Raw genomic sequence first — 21716 nt, forward strand, 5'->3', positions numbered from 1 at the left:
CATTCTCCCCGCAACCCTTTTCCGCGCGTATGCGTGACATTTCTCTCTCTTTATAATGAAAAACTTTTGACTATTATGCCTGTCGGAGGCTGTTGGCGCGAGGCCCCAAGTTAGCACTGATGGGGTGGCGTGATAGACGCGGCGCACTCTGGGGGTAAGTTGTTTCTCAATAACAACTTTTTACGTAACTGTTCCTAGGATGATATGGCAACCGCCGCTATACTGATGAATCTGGTAGGCAGCAAATGATTTTCTCCCAACTGCTTCATTCATTTCACACCGTATCATGAGCATCCTGCTGTCGTTGGCGGGTGTGATTGCGGGTATCGTGCCCGTCAGCGGTACGACAAGACAACAGGCAAAGTAGATTCAATGCGATTGGACAAGTTTTTATCTCAGCAATTAGGTGTCAGCCGGGCGTTAGTCGCGCGCGAGCTGCGGGCAAAACGAGTCACTATTGATGGCGAAGTGGTCAAAAGTGGTGCGATTAAGCTGACACCGGAACAAGACGTGAGATTTGATGGCAACCCATTACAACAAACCGTTGGCCCACGTTATTTCATGCTGAACAAACCGCAGGGTTATGTGTGTTCGACAGAAGACCCAGATCACCCGACCGTGCTGTATTTCCTTGATGAGCCAGTGGCATACAAACTCCATGCCGCCGGGCGTTTGGACATCGATACCACCGGATTGGTACTGATGACCGACGATGGTCAGTGGTCGCATCGGATCACCTCACCGCGCCATCATTGTGAAAAGACCTATCTGGTGACGCTGGAACACCCATTGGCTGATGATACCGCGCAACAATTTACTGATGGTGTACAGTTGCATAATGAAAAATCTCTCACCAAACCGGCTCAACTTGAGGTTATAGAGCCTCAGTTGGTGCGTTTAACCCTCAGTGAAGGGCGTTATCATCAGGTAAAACGGATGTTCGCGGCGGTGGGAAATCGGGTTATAGAGCTGCATCGTGAGCGAATTGGCGACATTAAACTTGATGATGATTTGGCGCCAGGCGAGTACCGCCCGTTAACCGCAGAAGAGATTGCCAGTGTCGGCGCGCCTCATCTGTAATTGATTTTCTATTACAGCGCGGGCTGTCTTGCCGTTGATATTACACTAAATAATTCGAGTTGCAGGAAGGCGGCAAACGATAGAGTCCCGATGAGTTGACGGGAGTCAATGATTCGGGTGAAAGAGCGTAGCCAACGCACATGCGGCTTGAAGTATGACGGGTATAACCCGCGGTAGGTTATTGAAGGAGTTGTTGAACGTGCATGCCAGTACCCAAAATGAAGAGAAGAACCGGACATCCCACGTTGGCTTGATCTTTATCCTCGGTTTGTTATCGATGCTGATGCCTTTGGCAATTGATATGTATCTGCCGAGTATGCCGATTATTGCACAGGAGTTTGGCGTAGAGAGTGGTGCGGTGCAGATGACTCTAAGCGCCTATGTGCTGGGGTTTGCCATCGGACAAATGTTCTATGGGCCAATGGCTGATAGCCTCGGGCGCAAGCCGGTTATCTTTTGGGGTACGCTAATATTTGCGCTCGCGGGTATGGCTTGTGCCATGGCGCAATCAATCGAACAACTGATTAACTTGCGTTTCCTGCATGGTTTGTCTGCCGCCGCCGCGAGTGTGGTGATTAATGCATTGATGCGCGATATGTTCACTAAAGATGACTTCTCTCGCATGATGTCTTTTGTAGTGTTGGTGATGACCATCGCACCCTTGCTGGCACCGATTATCGGTGGTGCATTGTTGGTATGGTTTAGCTGGCACGCCATCTTCTGGACCATGGCGGGTGCTGCATTGGTCGGCGCGATTTTGGTTGCACTGTTTATTAAAGAAAGCTTGCCGCGAGAGAAACGGCAACGATTCCATTTGCGCACCACTATTGGCAATTTTGCCACGTTATTCCGCCATAAGCGGGTACTGAGCTATATGTTAGCGAGCGGTTTCTCTTTTGCTGGGATGTTCTCATTCCTCAGTGCCGGTCCCTTTGTTTATATCGATTTAAACGGCGTTTCTCCACAAAACTTTGGCTATTATTTTGCGCTGAATATTGTCTTCTTGTTCTTGATGACCTTGATTAATAGCCGCAATGTACGCCGCTTCGGAGCGCTTAAAATGTTCCGATTTGGCATGCTAGTGCAATTTGTTATGGGGATCTGGTTGCTGGTGGTTTGCGCCACTGGGATGGGGTTCTGGGCGTTGGTATTGGGTGTAGCGGCTTATGTCGGTTGCATCGCCATGATCACCTCGAATGCGATGGCGGTTATTTTGGATGATTTCCCACATATGGCCGGTACTGCGTCTTCTCTGGCAGGGACCCTACGCTTTGGTATTGGTGCGGTGGTAGGAACGCTGTTGTCGATGGCGCCATCCCGCAGTGCCTGGCCAATGGTAAGCTCAATGGCATTTTGTATAATTGTGGCCATGTTGTTGTATCTTTATGCCAGTCGCCCACATAAGGATGCGGTGAAATAACTATCGTCGTAATAACTATCGCCGTAATCCTTATCAAGGCTAAGTTGCTGGGGCTTATCAGTTAATGGTTATTGCAAGAAGGTGAGGGGGCGTCTTAGGGCGTTCCCTTCACTGACATTATTTATCCTCAATGTACTCATTATTTATTTATTCAATTATTTTCCTCGTCGACTCATTTATTCCCGTCAATATCGCCCGAATTGCCACTTAAAAATGCGCGGTTCTTGCGTTCAATCAATATAATAAGCATGCATATCATTATTTATTGCATAGTTATGATTGGCACCATATTGTTAACTTTTTGAGCGAACATATAAAAAATCGCAAATTGTTATTGAAGCGTTTTTATCAGATATTTCTGTCAGTCGAATAGTTACGTATGTTAGTAAATTTATATATTTATCAATTGATTAATTTCATTTTGAGCCATAGAGATAACATGTGATTGTTCATCAAATGTAAAAATTTCGCGAGCAATAAGTAATGGGTTTGCAAGAAAAATGGTTGAGATGGTCGCCATAAAGGTATAAATATAACGAAAAATGGGATCTAAATCTCAAACCGGTGGTTTCAGTCTGGATATGCAGGGCTGACACACGATTAAAAAAACAACACAAAAATGGCTTTGTTGGTTTTAAGTTTCTAAATTGTTATCAATGTTGTGTTTTGATGAGGGGGGAATCAGGCACAATGCCAACTTAGCGGCTATAACTTTAGTGAGTGTGAGTCATTGTGGTGCTTTTGTAATTTTTGAATTTTTATTTTTACTAGGAAAAACACGTGAATAATATCCAACTTTCGGTAGTACATCGTCTGCCGCAAAGTTACCGTTGGTTATCAGGTTTTATCGGGGTCAAAGTTGAACCGATACCACTGACGGCGATAGACGATAGCAATAATGATCTTATGGGGCTGAAGTTACTCAGCCACGATGGCAGCCATGCGCAGATTATCATGCAGCGGCTCCACCTCTCTCTACAAGAGATACAAGTGGATTCCGCGATAGTCGAATGGGAAGGCGAGCCTTGTCTATTTGTTCACACTCAGGATGAGAGTGCTACTATGTGTCGCCTGAAAGATGTCGGTGTCGCCATTGCCGAAACCCTGACCGCCTTGTACCCCTTCTAATTAGCTATTGCGCGTTGGTCGGTGTCATGGCGCTTGGGTATGCCCCGCACCAGACCTCAATCTGACGTATCCGCAAATTGTAGCAACTGCTGTGTATATTGCTGTTGGGGCGCGGCAAATATGGCCTGACAGTCACCTTGTTCTACTACCTCGCCTTGTCTTAATACAATCACCTGATGGCAGAGTGATCGTACTACCTGCAAGTCATGACTGATAAACAGATAGCTGAGCTGATAACGCTGCTGAAGGGATTTCAGCAAAGCCAGAATTTGGGCCTGTACCGACTTATCCAATGAAGAGGTCGGTTCATCAAGAATCAGTAACTGCGGTTGCAAGATCAACGCACGGGCAATGGCAATGCGCTGGCGCTGGCCACCAGAAAACTCGGTTGGATAACGATAACGGGTGACCGGATCTAATCCCACTTCTTCCATCGCTTTAATCACCCGTTGTTCACGATGTACCGCACTGAGTCTTTGATGAACTTCCAGCCCTTCGGCGATTATCTGCTGCACATTCAGGCGTGGGTTTAGCGCTGAGTAGGGATCCTGGAATACCACCTGAATTCGGCTGCGATAGGGCAGCATCTGTTTAGGGGTAAACTTGTGTAATGGCTGCCCGCTAAACCAAATCTCACCTTTTGAGGGTAACAAGCGCAGCAATGCCAGCCCTGAGGTGCTTTTCCCTGAGCCTGATTCACCCACCAAACCAAGGCTCTCACCGGGATTCAGGGTGAAATTAAGATCGTGCAAAGCATAATGGTAATCAACGGTACGTCGTAATAAACCACGTTTAATAGGAAACGCCACCTGTAGACCTTTTACTTCAAGCAGGGGTTTTAGACCCGGCGTGAGGGGCAGTGGGTCACCTTGTGGTTCGGCGTCTAATAATTGGCGGGTGTAGGGGTGCTGTGGGGTACTAAACAGCGCCTGACGGCTATTCTGCTCCACCTTGCGGCCTTCGCGCATCACTGCCACGTTATCTGCCAACCGGCGCACGATATTCAGGTTATGGGTGATAAATAGCAAGCTCATGCCCATCTCTTGCTTTAACTCTTTCAGCAAACTCAAAATCTGGGCTTGCACCGAAACATCCAGCGCAGTGGTAGGTTCATCGGCAATCAGTAATTTAGGTTGGGTCAATACCGCCATCGCAATCATCACCCGCTGGCGTTCTCCGCCGGAAAGTTGATGAGGGAAATCGCCCAAACGCCCTTTGGCATTACGAATACCCACCCGGTCGAGACATTGAATAATCTCAACTCTGGCCGCCTCCCGGCGCATACCGCGGTGCAGTGACAACACTTCTGCCAACTGTTTTTCAATGGTATGCAGTGGGTTGAGTGACACCATAGGTTCTTGGAAAATCATTGAAATCTGATTGCCGCGCACTTTTCGCAGCGTCGGTTCATCGGCATGCAGCAGAGATTGCCCGGCAAACAGAATATCACCGCCCGGGTAGACCACCGGTGGTGAAGGCAGTAAACGCAATATTGATAACGCGGTGACACTCTTGCCCGAACCCGATTCCCCGACCAGTGCCAGTGTCTCACCAGCATTGATTTGCAATGACAGCTCGCTGACCACCTCGCGATCAATATTCGCCTGGCGAAATGCAACACTGAGATTTTGAATATCCAGAAGTGGTGAAGTCGCCATATCAGTACACCTTACTTGGGTCAAAGGCGTCACGTACTGCTTCGCCGATAAAGATCAACAGAGATAACAGCACTGCCAATACCAGGAATGCGGTGATGCCAAGCCAGGGAGCCTGAAGGTTATTTTTACCTTCTAATAACAGACCGCCTAATGACGGTGACCCCATCGGCAGGCCAAAACCGAGAAAATCCAGTGAGGTTAGTGTGGTTATCGAACCGCACAGGATAAAGGGCAGGAAGGTTAGTGTTGCCACCATGGCATTGGGCAACATATGGCGCGACATAATGACTCGATCACCTACTCCCATAGCTCGTGCTGCACGGATATAGTCATAATTTCGGGTACGTAGAAATTCTGCTCGCACCACACCCACTAATCCCATCCAGCCAAACAGCACGGTGATGGCTAACAGCCACCAGAAGTTGGGTTGGACGATGCTGGACAGTAGAATCACTAAAAATAGTGTCGGCATCCCCGACCACACCTCGATAAATCGTTGCCCCCACAAGTCAATTTTGCCGCCGTAATAACCTTGTACCGCGCCAGCACAGATACCAATTACGCTGGAGAACAGGGTTAATGTCAGGCCGAATAACAGCGAGATACGGAAACCATAGATGACTTTGGCTAAGACATCGCCGCCAGTACTGTCGGTGCCCAGCAAGTTGGTCCGGCTAGGTGGCGAAGGGAAAGGGACATCAGTCGCAAAATTGATGGTGTTATTGCTAAAACGTATGGGTGCCCAGATGGCCCAGCCATTGTCATTAATCCGGCCAATCACATTAGGGTCTTGATAATCTGCCGCCGTGGTTAAAATCCCACCAAAAGTGGATTCGCTGTAATTAACCATAAAAGGCATATAAATTCGGCCCTGATAGTTCACCAGCAGCGGTTTGTCATTGGCGATCAGTTCGGCAAACAGACTGATAATAAACAGTGTCAGGAAGATCCACAGTGACCAGTAGCCACGGCGATTATTGCGAAAACGCGCCCAGCGGGCCTGATTAATAGCACTTAGCCGTATCATTATTGGCGGCCCTCAAAATCAATCCGTGGATCAACCAGGGTGTAGGTGATATCACTGAGGATATTCAGCAGTAAACCAATCAGGGTGAAAATATAAAGAGTGCCAAACATCACTGGGTAATCACGCTGCAAAGTGGCGTCATAACCCAATAGCCCTAAACCATTAAGTGAAAACATCACTTCAATCAACAGCGACCCGGTGAAAAACATGCTGATAAAGGTGGCAGGGAAGCCAGCGATAACCAACAACATGGCGTTGCGAAAGACATGGCGATACAGAATTTTTTCTTCGGGTAACCCTTTAGCGCGCGCAGTCACCACATATTGCTTGCGGATTTCGTCAAGGAACGAGTTCTTGGTCAGCATCGTCAGCGTGGCGAAGCCGCCAATGACGGTAGCCAATACCGGTAAAGTGATATGCCACAAATAGTCGGTTATTTTGCCGTACCACGGCAGGGTATCAAAGTTACTGGAAACCAGCCCCCGTAGTGGGAATAGATCGAAATAACTGCCGCCGGAAAACAACACCACCAGTAAAATCGCAAACAGAAACGAAGGAATGGCATACCCGATTATAATGAGAGTACTGCTCCAGGTATCAAAAGCTGATCCATTGCGCACCGCCTTTTTAATGCCTAATGGAATAGAAACCAGATAAATAATCAGCGTGCTCCATAGCCCAAGTGAAATAGAGACCGGCAGGCTATGTTTCACTAACGACATTACCGATTCACCCCGGAACAGGCTGTCGCCAAAATCAAAGCGGACATAGCTCCATAGCATATCGAAATAGCGCTGGTGCAGCGGCTTGTCAAAACCAAAGCGTTGTTTGATTTCGGCAATAACTTCTGGGTCTAACCCGCGTGAACCGCGATAGTTGCTATCACCCACTTGTGCCGCATTGAGGCCGACTTTAGCCCCCCCCAGCCCACCATCACCGCCACCGGCGGTAAACCCACTGGAGTGACCCAATTCAATATTGGCAATCGCCTGATCAACTGGCCCACCCGGTGCAATTTGCACAATAAAAAAGTTGATGGTAATGATTGCCCACAGCGTGGGAATAACCAGCAATAGTCGCCGTAATAGATATCCACCCACAGCAGCCCCCTAGTGACGTTCTGTTGGCAGACGAGCTGCCTTGTTGACATCAAACCACCAGCTATCAAACCCAAGCGAATAGGTGGGGCGGTCTGCCGGCATCGAGAATTTATCCCAATAGGCAAAGCGGGCATGGTTGGAGTACCACATCGGAATCATCAGATAGTTCCAGGTCAATACCCTATCAAGTGCCCGGCCAAGGGACTGTAATGCCTCTGGCTGATCCTGATGTTTGATAATCTCTGCGATCAATTGGTCAATAGCCGGATCTTTAATCCCGGAGGAGTTATAACTGGAATCGATATAAGCCGAGCTCCACCAAATTTGCAGATTTGGGCTAGGGTAGGGGAAGGCACTGTAAACCGTCGGGATCATATCGTAATCCCGACTGCGCAGGCGGTTAACAAACTGGGAGCTGTCAACCTCGCGGATATTCATGGTAATGCCCAAACGCTGCAAATTATGTTTAAACGGTTGAACATATTGGAAGTTACTGCCACTGAGTAACAGCAATTCAAAAACAAAAGGCTTACCGGTTTTGCTGTTAACCAATTGCTGATTTTTCACTTCCCAGCCTGCTTCGCTAAGCAATTCCCGTGCTTTTAACAGATTATCCCGTGAGTCGCCGCTGCCATCAGTTTGTGGCGGCTGATAAATCTGTGTGAACACCTCTGGTGGTACTTTGCCCTTCAACGGACCCAGCCAAGCCAGTTCGGCACTATCTGGATAACCTTTTGCCGCATATTCAGTATTTTGGAAGAAACTATTGGTGCGTTGATAACTATTGAAATAGAAGGCTTTATTCATCCAGTCAAAGTCAAAAGCTAACGTCAGTGCCTGGCGAACTCGTCGATCGCTAAAAATCGGGCGCTGAACGTTAAATGCCATCCATCGGGTATTTTGTGCTGAGTTGTCGACAATATCCTGCTTGGCGATATAATTTTTCGCAAAATTACCCCCGACATATTGTGTCGCCCAACTCTTCGGTGAGGTTTCCTCACGGAAATCGAATGCACCGGCTTTAAAGGCTTCCAATGCGACTTTATCATCCAGATAGTAGTCGTAGCGGATGGTATCAAAATTATATTGGCCACGGTTAACCGGCAGATTGGCTGCCCAGTAATCTCTCACCCGTTCATAGGTAATAAACTGGCCCATCTTATATTTGCCGATGCGATAAGGGCCGCTGCCAACGGGGGGCTTGCTCAGCGGATCACTCAGTTTATGGTTTTGCCAGAAATGAGCAGGCATCACCGGTAAGCCAAACAAACCTAACATTTTATCTTTATTCGGTTCCGGGAATTCAAAACGCACTGTCAGCCGGGAAATGGCTTTTACCTGTACGCCTTTATAAATAATGCGAAATTGTGGCACACCTTCGGTCATAAATTTATTGAAGGTGAAGGCGACATCCTGTGCGGTAATAGGGGTGTTATCATGAAAACGGGCACGTGGATTTATATCAACTTCAATCCAGTGTAAGTCAGGCGCAAAACGTGCGGACTCGGCAATTAATGGATAGTAGCTGCCAATCTCATCGTCTGAGGTACCAAATAGTGAGTCATACAGCCGTTCAGTGCGTATCGCCGGGTTACCGCGCAATGCATAACGGTTAAAGTTATCAAAGGTACCAATGGCCGATAGCGTGATATCCCCACCCTTCGGGGCGGCTGGATTGACGTAATCAAAATGGCTGAAATCGGATGAATACTTAGGTTCACCCAGTATGGCAAAAGAGACGCCTTCTTTGATGGTTTCAGCCTGTAGGCCAAAACTCAGGGCTGAAAGTACCAAGGCAGCAAATAGGCGTGGCAACATATTGGCGGTAAGCTCCTGCGTTTCATTCTGATAATAATAATCTTAAACGAAATTACCAGTTTGCAGGGGATTAAAGCAAACATTAAGCCAAATAACTTACTCGAATCAGCTCATTCGAGCTGTGTATGCGCAGTCAGGCCGCAACGTCAATTACTTTGAATATGTTTTTTTGTTACTATTTTTTATTATAAAATATGACGAGATCTTTAACAGATAATGGTTTGCTGAGTAAGTAACCTTGTAAGTAGTTTACGCCATGATGTGCCAAATACTGGAGCTGTTGCTCTGTTTCAACACCTTCAGCGACGGTTTCAATATTGAGTTTATTTGCCAGCATCAGTACTGCGTCTAATACCGGTGCTGCTACGGTATTAATGCCGATGGTGCTGACAAAACCACGATCAATTTTAATATAATCTAAAGTAAAACGTTCTAAATAGATCAGGGCGCTATGACCGGTACCAAAATCATCGACAGCAATTTGTATCCCCTGAGAACGCAGCCAGGCAAATTGTTTAATAGCGAGCTCTTCTTCAACCATACCACGCTCGGTAATCTCGAATACTGGTGCCAAGATATCCGTATTTAATTGCTTTAACATCTGAGAAACATCTTTGCGGAAGTTATCATCAGCAAGATGGACAGGGGAAATATTAAAGGCCAGTTTAGTCCCAGCCGGAAGGTGGTCTGCTATTAATTCACTGTCTTTGATGATTAACTCAAATAGATGCTGGGTTAATGGCTGAATCAGATGTTGAGCTTCCGCATACGGAATAAAAAGATCCGGGGATATGCGCCCTTCAATAGGATGTTCCCAACGAATAAGCGCTTCAAGGCCAGATAATGAACGATCATGTGAACGAAATACTGGTTGATATTCAACGAAGAATTCGCCGCGTCGAATACCGCGCAAAATTTCAGCTTCAGCACTCTGGCTGGCAATTAAAATATAATAAGCAAGGATTCCAACCAGACCGGCAAGTAATAGCCCTCCTAATAGGGTCATGCGAATGTCATCAGCTGTCAGGCTAGTATGATAAATCAATATTTTAATCGGGTAGCCCGGTAGCTGGATCTCACGCGAGGCGCGTGCCGGTAGCTGGCTGATAGGTAAGACTTTAGAGTCAAAAGTCGTTACCGCTAATTCATCAATAATAATGGCTAAGCCGTTGACTTGATTATCTGAATAATTCAGCAATAAATAAGGGTGTAAGGTTAATTCTAATGTCGCCAATACACCGGTATTGCCGCGCCCAGCTTCACGCAACCACACCCCGACCGCAGGTTTACTGGGCATCATGGGGGTGCCTTGCTGAATTTTAAAGTCCAACGGCTGATGTAAGTTTATTTTAGGATATAGCGCACTGACAGCGACTTGCATATCACCTGTTGCTGAAGAGCAATAAGCGATACTGTCTCTAACCAATAAAAATGCTCTGACACCATTAGTAAATGCAGCCCGATAGTGGAGTGCCGGGCTGGCTTGCTCACAACTTTTGTCACTTAGCGGGATAAGTTGAGACATAGTGGTAGTCAGTTCATTTAGAAACTGGGAGGCGTAGGAGATAATATGATCACTTTGTGTTGTTAATTTACGTTCACTACTGCGATAAAGTAATGACAAAGTAATAATGACAAAGCAAATAAAAAAACAGAGTGCGAGGATGACACTTTTTTTTACAAGATGGCGTCTGGATAAAATATTGCGGGAGAACGCACTGTTTGAACCCATGTTACGCCGCTCCTCAGCATGATCGATAAAGTGTTATGAGTATAAGTTAAGTTAGCAACGCAACGCTACCAGTTTGCCAATGCGCAGGGTTAACAGTAATTAGCCTATCCAATTGAATCTCTATTCAATATAAATAAAAGATGCGGTTTAAATGCATCAAATAACTGAAACAAGCAGCGTTCATTTATACCGATATATTTTTGGCAATATGCTTCGATAAAACAAATCCCCAGCTTATTAACACGACCTATATAATTTTATAAGGATAAATCGTTGGTAGAGATCTCTGATCGCCAGAAAAGTCTCAGCTAAGCGGGAATTATCTTACACAGAAAATTCTTGGATTTCGCGCCCTCCAGCCAAAAAAGGAGGTTTCCTACAAATTGACCGGAAATTGGGCTGGTAGCGGAAGGATAAGGAGGTATGTTCAGACAATAAAAAACGCTGCCAATGGCAGCGTTTTACAGTTTCGTTTGGTATCTCGGACAACAGGAATAAAAATCAGCTAACTGCGCGAACCGCTACTTAGGACACGACGGCCATCGCGATAACGCTTATTCCAATAATCTTCATTTAGGCTCGATATCGTCACACCGACACTGGTCGATGCATGCACAAATTTATCGTTACCTAAGTAGATACCTACATGGCGGCCAGTCGAACCTGCACGGAACAGCACCAAATCACCGGGGCGCAATTTAGTTCGTTGGATTGTTTTGCCAAGATCCTGCTGCTCAGAGGTTGAGCGTGGCAAATCCATACCAAATTGTTCACGGAAAGTGGTTTGTACAAATGCGGAGCAATCAATACCGCGTTTGCTGCTACCGCCTAAACGATAACGAACCCCTTTCCACCCTGCATACTGTTCTAAAATCTTCGACTTGACGTCAACGTTGCGTACCATCGCTTCGAATTCATCCTGAGAGGCTTGCAGTAAAAGCCCATCTTTGTCATTAACTGCACGCATCTCAGTTTGCGCATTATGTAAGTTCGAAGTCTGTGATGAACTACACGCGGATAACATTACCGCTGCTGCAACCGCAGGAATTACCCGCAGAATATATCTCATAATAGGTTGAGACTTGACCATTGTTGTTGTTTTCCCTTGCTGTCCTTACGACGGATGTCGCTACCAAAAAAACCAAACGAATCGAGATTATTGATTGAGATCCGATTAGACAATCACTTAACTGAATAACTGTGCTAGAACGCACAATATTAATCATGCAAGAGGCGAATGACCCAAATCCGAACACAAACGTTTTCGAGATTACCGTAATGATTAATAAAAGGCGAGACCTTTTACATCCATTATTATAGCTAAAGGTTATGTAACATAATGTAAAATTTCAGATTAAAAGTGGATAGCTGGATTTGTAGCCGTTTGGTAACAATAAATGAAGGAAAAGGTTAAGGTGAGAGAAAGGCAAAAAATGAACTTTTTTGCCTTAATATAAAGCCAATAACGCTATTGGCTTTTTGCCCCTGGTAGATTCCGGTTAATCACATCAATTATCTTGTCACTTAATGGCGTCAGCAATACCCAGCTTGTCCCAACCAGCACTATCGACAGTGAGCCGACCGCAATGTCAGTAAACCAATGCGCGCCAATCATCACCCGTGGCATTGAAAAAATAACGACGATCAGTAGGGCGATGGCAAAAGCACCGCGGGAAAAATAGCGCAGCATAAAGCAGGCAAAGATCATCAGCATCATGCCATGGTCGCCAGGGAAACTATCACTGGAGGCATCTTTGGTTGGAATACCGGTGACGCGATTTATATTTTCAAACGTCAGTGTCGGGCTGGGATGCGAAACAGGCAGCAGATGACCTAGTTGATTGAGGACCACCGCAGTTAATAGCATAACAAACCCGGTGACTATCAGGCGGCGGCGACCCGCGGGTGTTTCCTTCATATAGAAGTACAAATAAAGCAGCCCCATAGATATTAGGGAAATAACATCAAAAATCCGGTTGTTGGTGATAGCCACCCAATGCAGAAATGACGTGCTGGACAGCAGGTGTTGGTTAAAATAGAAGAATATTGCCGAGTCTATTTTAAACCAAATTCCATGGTGCGCCGGGATATACCAAGATAAGAACAAAGCAATCCCAAGAAAATTGAGCAGTAGTATTGTCGGTAAATTACGCCGAGTCATGCGGGGCCTATAAATTATCAATGTATGAATTGTGTAACAAATAAAAATCGAGGTATATCATACCCCTTTATGTAGTCTGATAGTCAGTAATTGATGCTGTAGCATGTTCCAATCCGCTTCAGAGGCACTAATCAGCTCAATTCGGCTGTCCAGTGGTGCTATTTGACGTGTTTCTATTTGCAAGTCAGCACCTTGCCGGTTAACCACCAAAGTGCCTTCGGCAATACGCATAACACCTTTGACCCGCTCCACTGGATTTAACCGTATCCATTCCAACAATGGAACCGTATCAAACACTGTCTCAGCATTAAATACCCAACCACAGCTCTGATAACCTTGCCCCTGATTCAGCGCTCGCCGCCAAGGCTCGATCCCTTTTAAACGGAGTGCCGCCAAGCCTTTTTGTCGCCCTGAACCGTGGTGATGGGTACCGTCAGGCAATTCATTATTATTACTGTGTGGGATATCAAGCAGGGCCGCATCTACCTTTCCTTGTTCTGCATAATAAAGTGGACGTGGCATGGATTGGCGGTCATGCCATTGCTGCAATGCACTGTAGTCCTGTGAGGTGTAGGTATCCTGCTTATTTGCCACGATGATATCTGCGGCCGCCAGTTGGTCGCGGAAGTTCTCATTTTCGGTATAACGCGGTTCACTTAACTGGCGGGCATCGACCAGACAGAGGGTGGCACGCAGGTCAATCCAGGGTTGGTAAATATCGGAGGTTAATAAAGACAAGATCTGTTTTGGATGGCCCAATCCAGTCGGTTCGATTAATAACCGATCCGGTTTTGCCTGCTGTAGCAGCATATTCAAACCCACTTGCATCGGTAACCCATTAACACAACACATGCACCCGCCCGGTATTTCTTTTAATACCGCACCGCTGTCTGCTAATAGCGCACCATCAATACCAATCTCACCAAATTCATTAACCAGTACCGCCCATTTTTCATTTTGCGGTTTTTGTGACAATAAATGGCGAATGGTGGTGGTCTTACCGCACCCCAAAAAGCCAGTAATCAAGTTCGTTTTTGTCATCAGAGGCCTCCTACCGTAAATTTATTTTCAATAACCTCTCAAGAAAAGGCTCATGGGTGTCGATGTTATCAGAAGAGGATATAACACCAGCCAAGCTTATTATTAAACGAAAAAGGCTAAAAGGCAGACAATTTCCTAGGTATGTTAGGAACCTCGCCTAATAGCGTTGCAAGACTAAGCAATATAATTCACTTCTACGAGGAATCTTAGTGAGTTATAAACGGAGTCGGGCAATAAAAAATGCTCGCTCATTCCCATCGCTCTGGCTGGAATCCTCTATCATTTAAAATGACAGATATGAGAGTCGAGGTGGTTATGATGAATTTTCGAGTGCTAATTATCGTAGCAATAATGTTTTCATGGATAGTCTCCTTTGCTGCAAGTAGTGCGCAATCTACCCGGTCTGCTACAGGAACAATTACATTTTTTGGTGCTATTGTAGATAGTCCATGTGATACCGCTTTCATCGAGAGTATCATTACCACACGCTGTTATCGTAATGGTGAGACATTGACTCAACGGCAAGTTGTTTCTGCTAATATGCCTCTCACTGCCCGTTTACCTGGTAATTTAGCTTCTTCCCATCTGGAATGGTTGAACCCGCAGCGTAGTCTGGGAATTTTCACCGTCACTTATCTCTAATATATTCAAACAATATGACGCATTCCTACAAGCACGGCTTATCACAGTGATAAGCCGTGTTAGATGGATGATGCGATTCAAATAAAATCATCTTGTTTCGCTACAATGATATTGTTCGACCACATGATATACTAACCCTCATTCAGACACCCTTTGGTCAGGCCAATTTGGTATTAGTCACGCCAATACCTGATGCAGGAAATAAGGTTATGCGGTTATATCAGGAAGTGGGCAGTCAATTGCGTGAGGCGATTGTCAGCGGGCAATACAACTTAGGCGATCGTTTACCGCCTGAGCGTGACATCGCCGAAAATTTCAGTGTCAGTCGCAGTGTGGTTCGTGAAGCACTGATTATGCTGGAGCTGGAAAAATTGGTGGAGGTACGCAAAGGTTCAGGCGTCTATGTGGTTAACGTGCCCGATATGCCAGCAAACGGTGAATCCGCAGTGGCCTCTGATAGTGGTTACGGCCCATTTGAATTACTGCAAGCCCGCCAATTACTGGAAAGCGAAGTTGCCGCTTTTGCTGCCATGCAGGCGACCAAAACCGATATCATCAAAATGCGTCACGCCATCGAGCAGGAAAAGACTGCACTGGCTGCGGGGGCAGTGGATGAAAGCGCTGATGAGTTGTTTCATTGCCTACTGGCACAATCGACGCAAAATAGCGTGCTAGCCAATATGGTTACAGAGGCCTGGCAAGCGCGCAAAACCAGCGCCATGTGGCAGGTTGCTCACCGTCACACCCTGGATTTCAGCTACCGTTGGCAGTGGTTGGAAGACCATCAGAAAATCTTGCAAGCGGTGTTACGCCGTGACAGCAAAGCGGCTAAGCAAGCCATGTGGCAGCACTTGGAAAATGTAAAACTAAAACTGCTCGAGCTTTCAGATGCCAACCATCCTGATTTTGATGGTTATTTGTTTGAGTCTGCGCCGTACCAGCTTGAAGAATAATTTACCCTTCGGCCTTGAAGTTGCAGCGGTGTTGGCTGCACTCACTTACCCGATTGGAATTAATGAGCCTCACTCTTGAGGCTCACCCTGTGAGCGCGCTAAATTAATCCTGCTGTGCCAAACGTTTTACACTCTCTTTCGCGCCAAATTGTTGCAAGCTGAGGTAAGCCTCGGTGACTGCATCAACAAATACCGGCTGCTGTGGTAAGGACTCACCAAACAGCGACTTCAGTGAGAGCAAACTCTGTACCCGGGCCACGCCATCTTCACTGCTGGCGACACATTTTTTAAAGCTGTCAGCCATCGGATCACGGATATCTATGGCCTGGCCGTTATCGTCGATCCCTCCTACATAGCGCATCCAACCGGCGATACCTAATGCCAGACAGCGATAAGCGCCGCCATGTTGTAAATGCCAACGCACGGAATCGAGCATCCGTTGTGGTAATTTTTGGCTACCGTCCATGGCAATTTGCCAGGTGCGATGCTTTAACGCCGGGTTGCTGTAGCGCTCAATCAATTGATCAGCATAGGCATTAAGATCCACCCCGGTAACGCGCAAGGTTGGGGCCTGTTCATCCATCATCAGGCGACGGGCGGTGAGGCGATAGTTACTGTCGGCCATACAATCATTAATATGTTGATAACCGGCGAGATAACCCAGATAGGAGAGGTATGAGTGGCTACCGTTTAACATGCGCAGCTTCATTTCTTCGAATGGCAAGACATCATCGACCAATTGTACTCCAGCCACTTCCCAGTCCGGGCGGCCCGCGACAAATTTGTCTTCAACTACCCATTGAATGAACGGCTCACAGGCAATACCACAAGGGTCTGCTACGCTCAGGGTATCGGCAATTTGTTGCAAGGTTTCAGCGGTGGCGGCTGGAACAATACGGTCGACCATAGTATTAGGGAAGGTGACATGTTGACTGATCCAACTAGCCAGTTCTGGGTCTCGGGCCATAGCCAGGCCGAGGACGGCATTTTTCACGACATGGCCATTTTCTGGAATATTATCGCAAGAAAGCACAGTAAAAGGTGGCAGGCCGCGTGAGCGACGTAAGCGCAGGGCTTCTACCAGAATACCGGGAGCGGAGGTTGGCGCATCGGGTATCGCCAGATCTGCGCGGATAAACTCATTTTGCAGATCCAATTGGCCGCTACCCGGTTCGATGCAGTAACCTTTCTCAGTAATCGTCAGTGAGACAATCGCCACTTGTGGTTCGGCCAATTTTTCCAATACTTGGATGATGCCATCTAATCGGGCATGGACTGACTCGCATACCGAACCGACAATAATGGCCTGATTACCTTGCGCCCCTTTTTCCAGCACTGAGAAGAGATGATTCTGTTGGCGTAAATTTTGAATCAAAACGTCGCCACCAAACAAGCTGACTTCGCAAATGCCCCAGTCGCCCCCTTGTTTATTTAACACCCGGTCAGTGAGCAGTGCCTGATGGGCGCGATGAAATGCACCAAAGCCAATGTGAACAATGCGGCTTTTCAGTGCTGTTCTATCATAAGTAGGCTGCTGTACGGTTGAGGGAAGGGGGCTGTTGGCAATGGTGTTCATACGTGGCTCCAAAATCATTCACCCCACGATTATTACAAAGGGGCTGACATAAAAGGTGGCAAATAAAAAGTTGTTAGACCAGTTTAGTCGGCTGTTTGTAGGAAAGAAGCCACACCATACTGACCATTTTCTTTTGCTCGTTGCCATGAATATCGGCTTGCAGTGTAAAGCCATATGACAGAAAATAAAATTGGTAAGTCCAATATTGGTTATATTCGTGAGGTGGATCAACCAATGAGGTTTTGCTTTTTGACACCCGGCGGTTAAAAAGTAAGGATAAAGCTGAGTGATACCTCTTGGAAATCGGTATAACAACATTTTTAGCACCTGAACAGTTTACGCAGAGAAGGTAAAAATAAATGGAACAAACATGGCGTTGGTATGGCCCGCATGATCCGGTGTCGCTGGATGATATCCGTCAGGCGGGTGCAACTGGAGTAGTGACAGCATTACATCACATCCCGAATGGTGAAGTATGGCCGGTGAGTGAGATCAAGCAACGTCAGGCAGAGCTTGCCGCAAAAGGTTTGGTGTGGTCGGTAGTTGAAAGTGTCCCGATTCATGAAGAGATCAAAACGCACAGTGGCAACTATCAGCAACATATTGAAAATTATCAGCAAACGCTGCGTAATCTGGCTGCCTGCGGTATTGATACCGTGTGCTATAACTTTATGCCAGTGCTCGACTGGACACGCACAGATCTGGAATATCAACTGCCAGATGGTTCCAAAGCATTACGTTTCGATCAGATAGCATTTGCTACCTTCGAACTGCATATCCTTAAACGCCCTGGTGCGGTGAATGATTACACTGCGGAAGAACAGGCGCAGGCAGCAGATTACTTCGATGCGATGACTGAAGCGGATATTGCCAAGCTGACGGGCAATATTATTGCTGGTCTGCCGGGGGCTGAAGAAGGTTATACACTGGATCAATTCCGTGCACGTTTGGCGGAGTATGACGGCATCGATAAAGCGCAACTGCGTGAAAATATGGCTCACTTCCTGCAAGCCATTATACCGGTTGCCGAACAGGTTGGTCTGCGTATGGCGGTACATCCCGATGATCCACCGCGCCCAATCCTTGGCCTACCGCGGATTGTTTCCACCATTGAAGATATGCAGTGGCTGAAAGAGACAGTTGATAGTATTCATAACGGTTTTACTATGTGCACCGGCTCTTATGGGGTGCGGGCTGACAACGATCTGGTGAAGATGATCGAAACCTTTGGTGATCGTATTCATTTTACGCATTTACGCTCGACCTGCCGCGAAGGGAACCCAAAGACCTTCCATGAAGGCGGCCATCTGCAAGGCGATGTGGACATGTATTCCGTCGTCAAAGCCATCTTGACCGAAGAGCAACGCCGCCAGACTGCCGGTGATATGCGTCCGATCCCGATGCGCCCAGACCACGGTCATCAGATGCTGGATGATTTGCATAAGAAAACCAATCCGGGCTATTCGGCGATTGGCCGTTTGAAAGGGTTAGCTGAGGTGCGTGGTGTGGAGTTGGCGCTGAAGCGGGCGTTCTTCCCTGAGCTAAAATAACCCGCCATCTTTCAAACTGCAGGTGTGTTGGCTGCACTCAATAACCCGAATCACTTACTTATGTAAGCTCATCGGGGTTATCTTGCTTGCCGCCTTCCTGCATCTTGAAATCTATAGGGTATAAAACAGTTAAGGGCCGGTTTTCCGGCTCTTAACATATTGAAAAATTAAGAATATTGGGTATTATTCAGCGCGGCCCATATAACGGCGTTCTGCAATATGAATACGGATTTTCTCACCCGGGCTGATATATTCCGGCACCTGAATAGATAAGCCGGTGCTCATCACAGCAGGTTTGTTGCGAGCACTGGCCGATGCGCCTTTAATGCTTGGGGCGGTATCAGCAATTTCCATATCAACGGTCTGCGGCAATTCCAGCGCCAATAATTGACCATCCATCGTCAGAACCTGCATGCCTGGCATGCCCCCTTCAGGAATAAATAACAGCTCTTCTTCGATCTGTTCTTTTTTGAAGTTATAAGGGGTGAAATCTTCATCATCCATAAAGATGTATTCGTCGCCATCGATGTAAGAGAAATTCACTGATCGGCGGGTCAGGGTGATGGTATCGAGGATCTCATCGCCTTTAAAACGCTCTTCAACTTTTAAACCGGTCCGCACATCAGAAAACCGCATTTTATACAGGGTACTTGCGCCACGGGCGCTTGGGCTTTGCACATCAATATCTTTCACCAGCAGTAACTTGCCGTTGAGGTTGACCGCCATACCACGTTTTATTTCGTTAGCTCTAGCCATTTATTAACCGCCAATCAGGATTGAAGATAAGTTGCGACAAGTTACTCGCGCCGCCAGTTTCAGGCAAGCAAATATCGCCGCCATATTTGAAGTCGCTGGGGGTATTCGCTTGCGGCCTGGCGGCAACAGTAAACGCTTTGGAGATAGCGCTAAAAAGAGTGTTATTCCGGTGTAAAAATGACCCTATTGATAGACCGGTAACCAGCCCAATAGTGCGGCAATATGGGTAATGGCATTGATCAAACCAAACAGGATGATAAAACCAATCATCAAACGCCCGCCGGGAGCACGATAAACAGCCAGTGGGAAGCGTTTACGGCTGGCCCGCGCCATCAGCGCTGGCACAATTACCGCCCAAATGGTAGCCGCTAAACCGGCAAATCCAATGGCATATAAGAAGCCATTTGGGAACAGCAGCGCACCGAGGGTCGGTGGCACAAAAGTGATCAGTGCTGATTTAGTCCGCCGGTTACGGGTATCACTAAATTTAAAGAAGTCGGCGATATAATCAAACAACCCCAGAGATACCCCAAGGAATGAGCTAGCCAGCGCCATATAAGAGAAGGCATTGAGTAACTGGCTGGTGGCCTGACTGGTCGAAATGGTGTCCATCTGTTTTAGCAGGCTACCGATGTTGCCACCGTCAGCAATCACCTGTTTGAAGGCGTCACGGGCGATATTACCTTGAATAGCATACTGCCATAGGACATAAATGATTAACGCGATCAGGGTGCCGTACAGCAGGCTGCGCACCACTGCTTTGCTGTCTTTGTGGTAGTACTTCACCAGCCCCGGTACATTACCGTGATAACCAAATGAGGTCAGTAAGTAGGGCAGTGCGGCCAGTGCATAAGGTAAATAGTGGGCGCTGCTATCAGTTTGATTGAATAGAATGGCACTTTGTACATGGCTAAACATGTCACCAACCGACATGACAAATGTAATTACCATTCCGCCGATTAATATCGTACTTAAGCGATCCACTGCGCGGGTCGATAACCAAACGATAAATGCGACCAATAACACAAAGATAAAGCCAGCACCGGTCTGACCAATCCCCACGACATTTTGCAGGGTGTGAGAAATGATTGAGCCACCGGCGGAGATATAGGCGTAGGTCAGGATGTAGAGCACAAAGGTTATCGACAATCCATTGATGGAACTCCAGATCTTACCCAGCAGGTCTTGTACCATGGTGTGAAAGCTGGCCCCGGTGGGGTAGTTCAGGTTAGCTTCCAAAATCATCAAGCCAGAAATCAGCATACAAGCCCAGGTATAAATCAGCAGTATTACTGAGCCGCTGAACCATACCCCGGCTGTGACGATTGGGATTGAGAACATTCCCGCACCTACAGCGGTTCCGGCGACTATCATCGCTCCGCCAAGAACGGAAGGGCGTGATAACGGTTGGGATACATCCATCGACATCGGTAACTCCAAATATCCTTCATCTTTGCCGCTACAGCAGAATTTGTTGCCTTGCTGTAACGTTAATGACGCGGGCTATAAATGATAGGTTAGTGGTTCTTTTGTACTAGCTTAATGGTACATGTTGGCGAGGATTCTGTAAACAGACGAATATACTCATGCCGATCATATGATCAGTGATTAGTCTGGTAATGGTATTAACTTGTGATTGAATATCGTACAAACTGGGATTGTAACGGTTAAAAAGTGAACTGATGGTGCGGAGGTGAAAAGCACCGCCTATGGCATGGATCGGTTATTAAACCGCCGAGCAAGGATAGTGCTGGTAGTTAATGGGGGTGATTGCTATTGTCTGCTGTTATTCCACCAGCCTACAGGAGCCTGCTGATGGACTGTCGCTCAGATTGCGGTGCCTGCTGTATTGCTCCTTCTATTTCCAGCCCGATCCCCGGTATGCCATTCGGTAAGCCTGCCAATACCCGTTGTCTGCATTTGGATGAGACTATGCGTTGCGCCATTTTTCATTCCCCTTCTCGCCCGGCAGTATGTGCCAGCTTACAAGCATTGCGGGAGATGTGCGCTGATACCCGAGAACAAGCGTTGGTCTATTTGATTAAGCTGGAAGCGGATACCGCCCCTTCGTGAT

Annotated in this window: 20 protein-coding genes; 8 read left to right on the top strand and 12 right to left on the bottom strand. The window is 47.0% G+C overall.

Translation table 11 applies throughout. The features are described from left to right. The first annotated feature begins 372 nt into the window (after positions 1–372). The 3 genes from rsuA to V1955_RS07490 all read left to right on the top strand — a co-directional run bounded on the left by rsuA (position 373) and on the right by V1955_RS07490 (position 3628). Complete coding sequence (gene rsuA, locus V1955_RS07480) at positions 373–1080, top strand: 16S rRNA pseudouridine(516) synthase RsuA (RefSeq protein ID WP_372559399.1); 708 nt, start codon at positions 373–375, stop codon at positions 1078–1080. Between the two features lie 199 nt (positions 1081–1279). Beyond that, on the top strand, positions 1280–2500 hold the full coding sequence (locus V1955_RS07485) for a Bcr/CflA family multidrug efflux MFS transporter (protein WP_083158350.1): 1221 nt from the start codon (positions 1280–1282) through the stop codon (positions 2498–2500). A 780-nt stretch (positions 2501–3280) separates the two neighbouring features. Next, the gene (locus tag V1955_RS07490) at positions 3281–3628 is read left to right on the top strand and encodes a YejG family protein (RefSeq protein ID WP_083158351.1); all 348 of its coding nucleotides are present in this window, start codon (positions 3281–3283) and stop codon (positions 3626–3628) included. A 56-nt stretch (positions 3629–3684) separates the two neighbouring features. Here the strand turns inward: V1955_RS07490 and yejF are convergent, their stop codons facing one another. The 8 genes from yejF to V1955_RS07530 form a co-directional block, all read right to left on the bottom strand. Then, entirely contained in the window at positions 3685–5286 is a 1602-nt protein-coding gene (yejF, locus tag V1955_RS07495; RefSeq protein ID WP_372559398.1) for a microcin C ABC transporter ATP-binding protein YejF, read from the bottom strand. Position 5287: 1 nt separating this feature from the next. After that, positions 5288–6313, bottom strand: a complete 1026-nt coding sequence (locus V1955_RS07500; protein ID WP_442820727.1) for an ABC transporter permease — start codon at positions 6311–6313, stop codon at positions 5288–5290. After that, positions 6313–7413 (bottom strand): microcin C ABC transporter permease YejB, encoded by a 1101-nt coding sequence (locus V1955_RS07505; RefSeq protein WP_083158354.1) that lies wholly within the window; start codon positions 7411–7413, stop codon positions 6313–6315. Before V1955_RS07505 ends, V1955_RS07500 begins: the two co-directional genes overlap by 1 nt. 9 nt (positions 7414–7422) lie before the next feature. Then, positions 7423–9231, bottom strand: coding sequence for an extracellular solute-binding protein (locus V1955_RS07510; protein ID WP_442820728.1), 1809 nt, complete (start codon positions 9229–9231; stop codon positions 7423–7425). A gap of 175 nt (positions 9232–9406) precedes the next feature. Beyond that, positions 9407–10963, bottom strand: a complete 1557-nt coding sequence (locus V1955_RS07515; protein ID WP_442820729.1) for a cyclic di-GMP phosphodiesterase — start codon at positions 10961–10963, stop codon at positions 9407–9409. Positions 10964–11468: 505 nt separating this feature from the next. Then, positions 11469–12053, bottom strand: coding sequence for a bifunctional murein DD-endopeptidase/murein LD-carboxypeptidase (gene mepS / locus V1955_RS07520; protein ID WP_083158357.1), 585 nt, complete (start codon positions 12051–12053; stop codon positions 11469–11471). 378 nt (positions 12054–12431) lie between these two features. Next, positions 12432–13124: a phosphatase PAP2 family protein gene (locus V1955_RS07525; protein ID WP_442820730.1), complete on the bottom strand. Its 693-nt coding sequence runs from the start codon at positions 13122–13124 to the stop codon at positions 12432–12434. A 57-nt stretch (positions 13125–13181) separates the two neighbouring features. Beyond that, positions 13182–14165 (bottom strand): CobW family GTP-binding protein, encoded by a 984-nt coding sequence (locus V1955_RS07530; RefSeq protein WP_083158359.1) that lies wholly within the window; start codon positions 14163–14165, stop codon positions 13182–13184. Between the two features lie 315 nt (positions 14166–14480). Between V1955_RS07530 and V1955_RS07535 the strand changes: the two genes are divergently transcribed. Together V1955_RS07535 and V1955_RS07540 are read left to right on the top strand one after the other, a co-directional pair. Continuing rightward, positions 14481–14807 (top strand): hypothetical protein, encoded by a 327-nt coding sequence (locus tag V1955_RS07535; protein WP_083163547.1) that lies wholly within the window; start codon positions 14481–14483, stop codon positions 14805–14807. A gap of 209 nt (positions 14808–15016) precedes the next feature. After that, entirely contained in the window at positions 15017–15760 is a 744-nt protein-coding gene (locus tag V1955_RS07540; RefSeq protein WP_083158360.1) for a GntR family transcriptional regulator, read from the top strand. Positions 15761–15863: 103 nt separating this feature from the next. Here the strand turns inward: V1955_RS07540 and V1955_RS07545 are convergent, their stop codons facing one another. Further along, entirely contained in the window at positions 15864–17336 is a 1473-nt protein-coding gene (locus V1955_RS07545; protein WP_372559390.1) for a mannitol dehydrogenase family protein, read from the bottom strand. A gap of 73 nt (positions 17337–17409) precedes the next feature. After that, on the bottom strand, positions 17410–17592 hold the full coding sequence (locus V1955_RS07550; protein ID WP_372569347.1) for a hypothetical protein: 183 nt from the start codon (positions 17590–17592) through the stop codon (positions 17410–17412). 103 nt (positions 17593–17695) lie between these two features. Between V1955_RS07550 and uxuA the strand changes: the two genes are divergently transcribed. Continuing rightward, complete coding sequence (gene uxuA, locus V1955_RS07555; RefSeq protein WP_083158362.1) at positions 17696–18886, top strand: mannonate dehydratase; 1191 nt, start codon at positions 17696–17698, stop codon at positions 18884–18886. Between the two features lie 183 nt (positions 18887–19069). On the opposite strand, the gene yeiP is transcribed toward uxuA, so the two are convergent. Continuing rightward, complete coding sequence (yeiP, locus tag V1955_RS07560; protein WP_442820731.1) at positions 19070–19642, bottom strand: elongation factor P-like protein YeiP; 573 nt, start codon at positions 19640–19642, stop codon at positions 19070–19072. Between the two features lie 31 nt (positions 19643–19673). Between yeiP and V1955_RS07565 the strand changes: the two genes are divergently transcribed. Then, positions 19674–19817 (top strand): hypothetical protein, encoded by a 144-nt coding sequence (locus tag V1955_RS07565; protein ID WP_193784630.1) that lies wholly within the window; start codon positions 19674–19676, stop codon positions 19815–19817. 8 nt (positions 19818–19825) lie between these two features. Here the strand turns inward: V1955_RS07565 and mtr are convergent, their stop codons facing one another. Further along, the gene (mtr, locus tag V1955_RS07570) at positions 19826–21070 is read right to left on the bottom strand and encodes a tryptophan permease (protein ID WP_442820732.1); all 1245 of its coding nucleotides are present in this window, start codon (positions 21068–21070) and stop codon (positions 19826–19828) included. 387 nt (positions 21071–21457) lie between these two features. On the opposite strand from mtr, the gene V1955_RS07575 reads away from it, so the two are divergent. Continuing rightward, positions 21458–21715: a YkgJ family cysteine cluster protein gene (locus V1955_RS07575; RefSeq protein ID WP_083158365.1), complete on the top strand. Its 258-nt coding sequence runs from the start codon at positions 21458–21460 to the stop codon at positions 21713–21715. Position 21716: the final 1 nt, after the last annotated feature.

Source organism: Yersinia sp. 2545 StPb PI, from assembly GCF_052217125.1.
GTDB classification, from domain to species: Bacteria; Pseudomonadota; Gammaproteobacteria; order Enterobacterales; family Enterobacteriaceae; genus Yersinia; species Yersinia enterocolitica_E.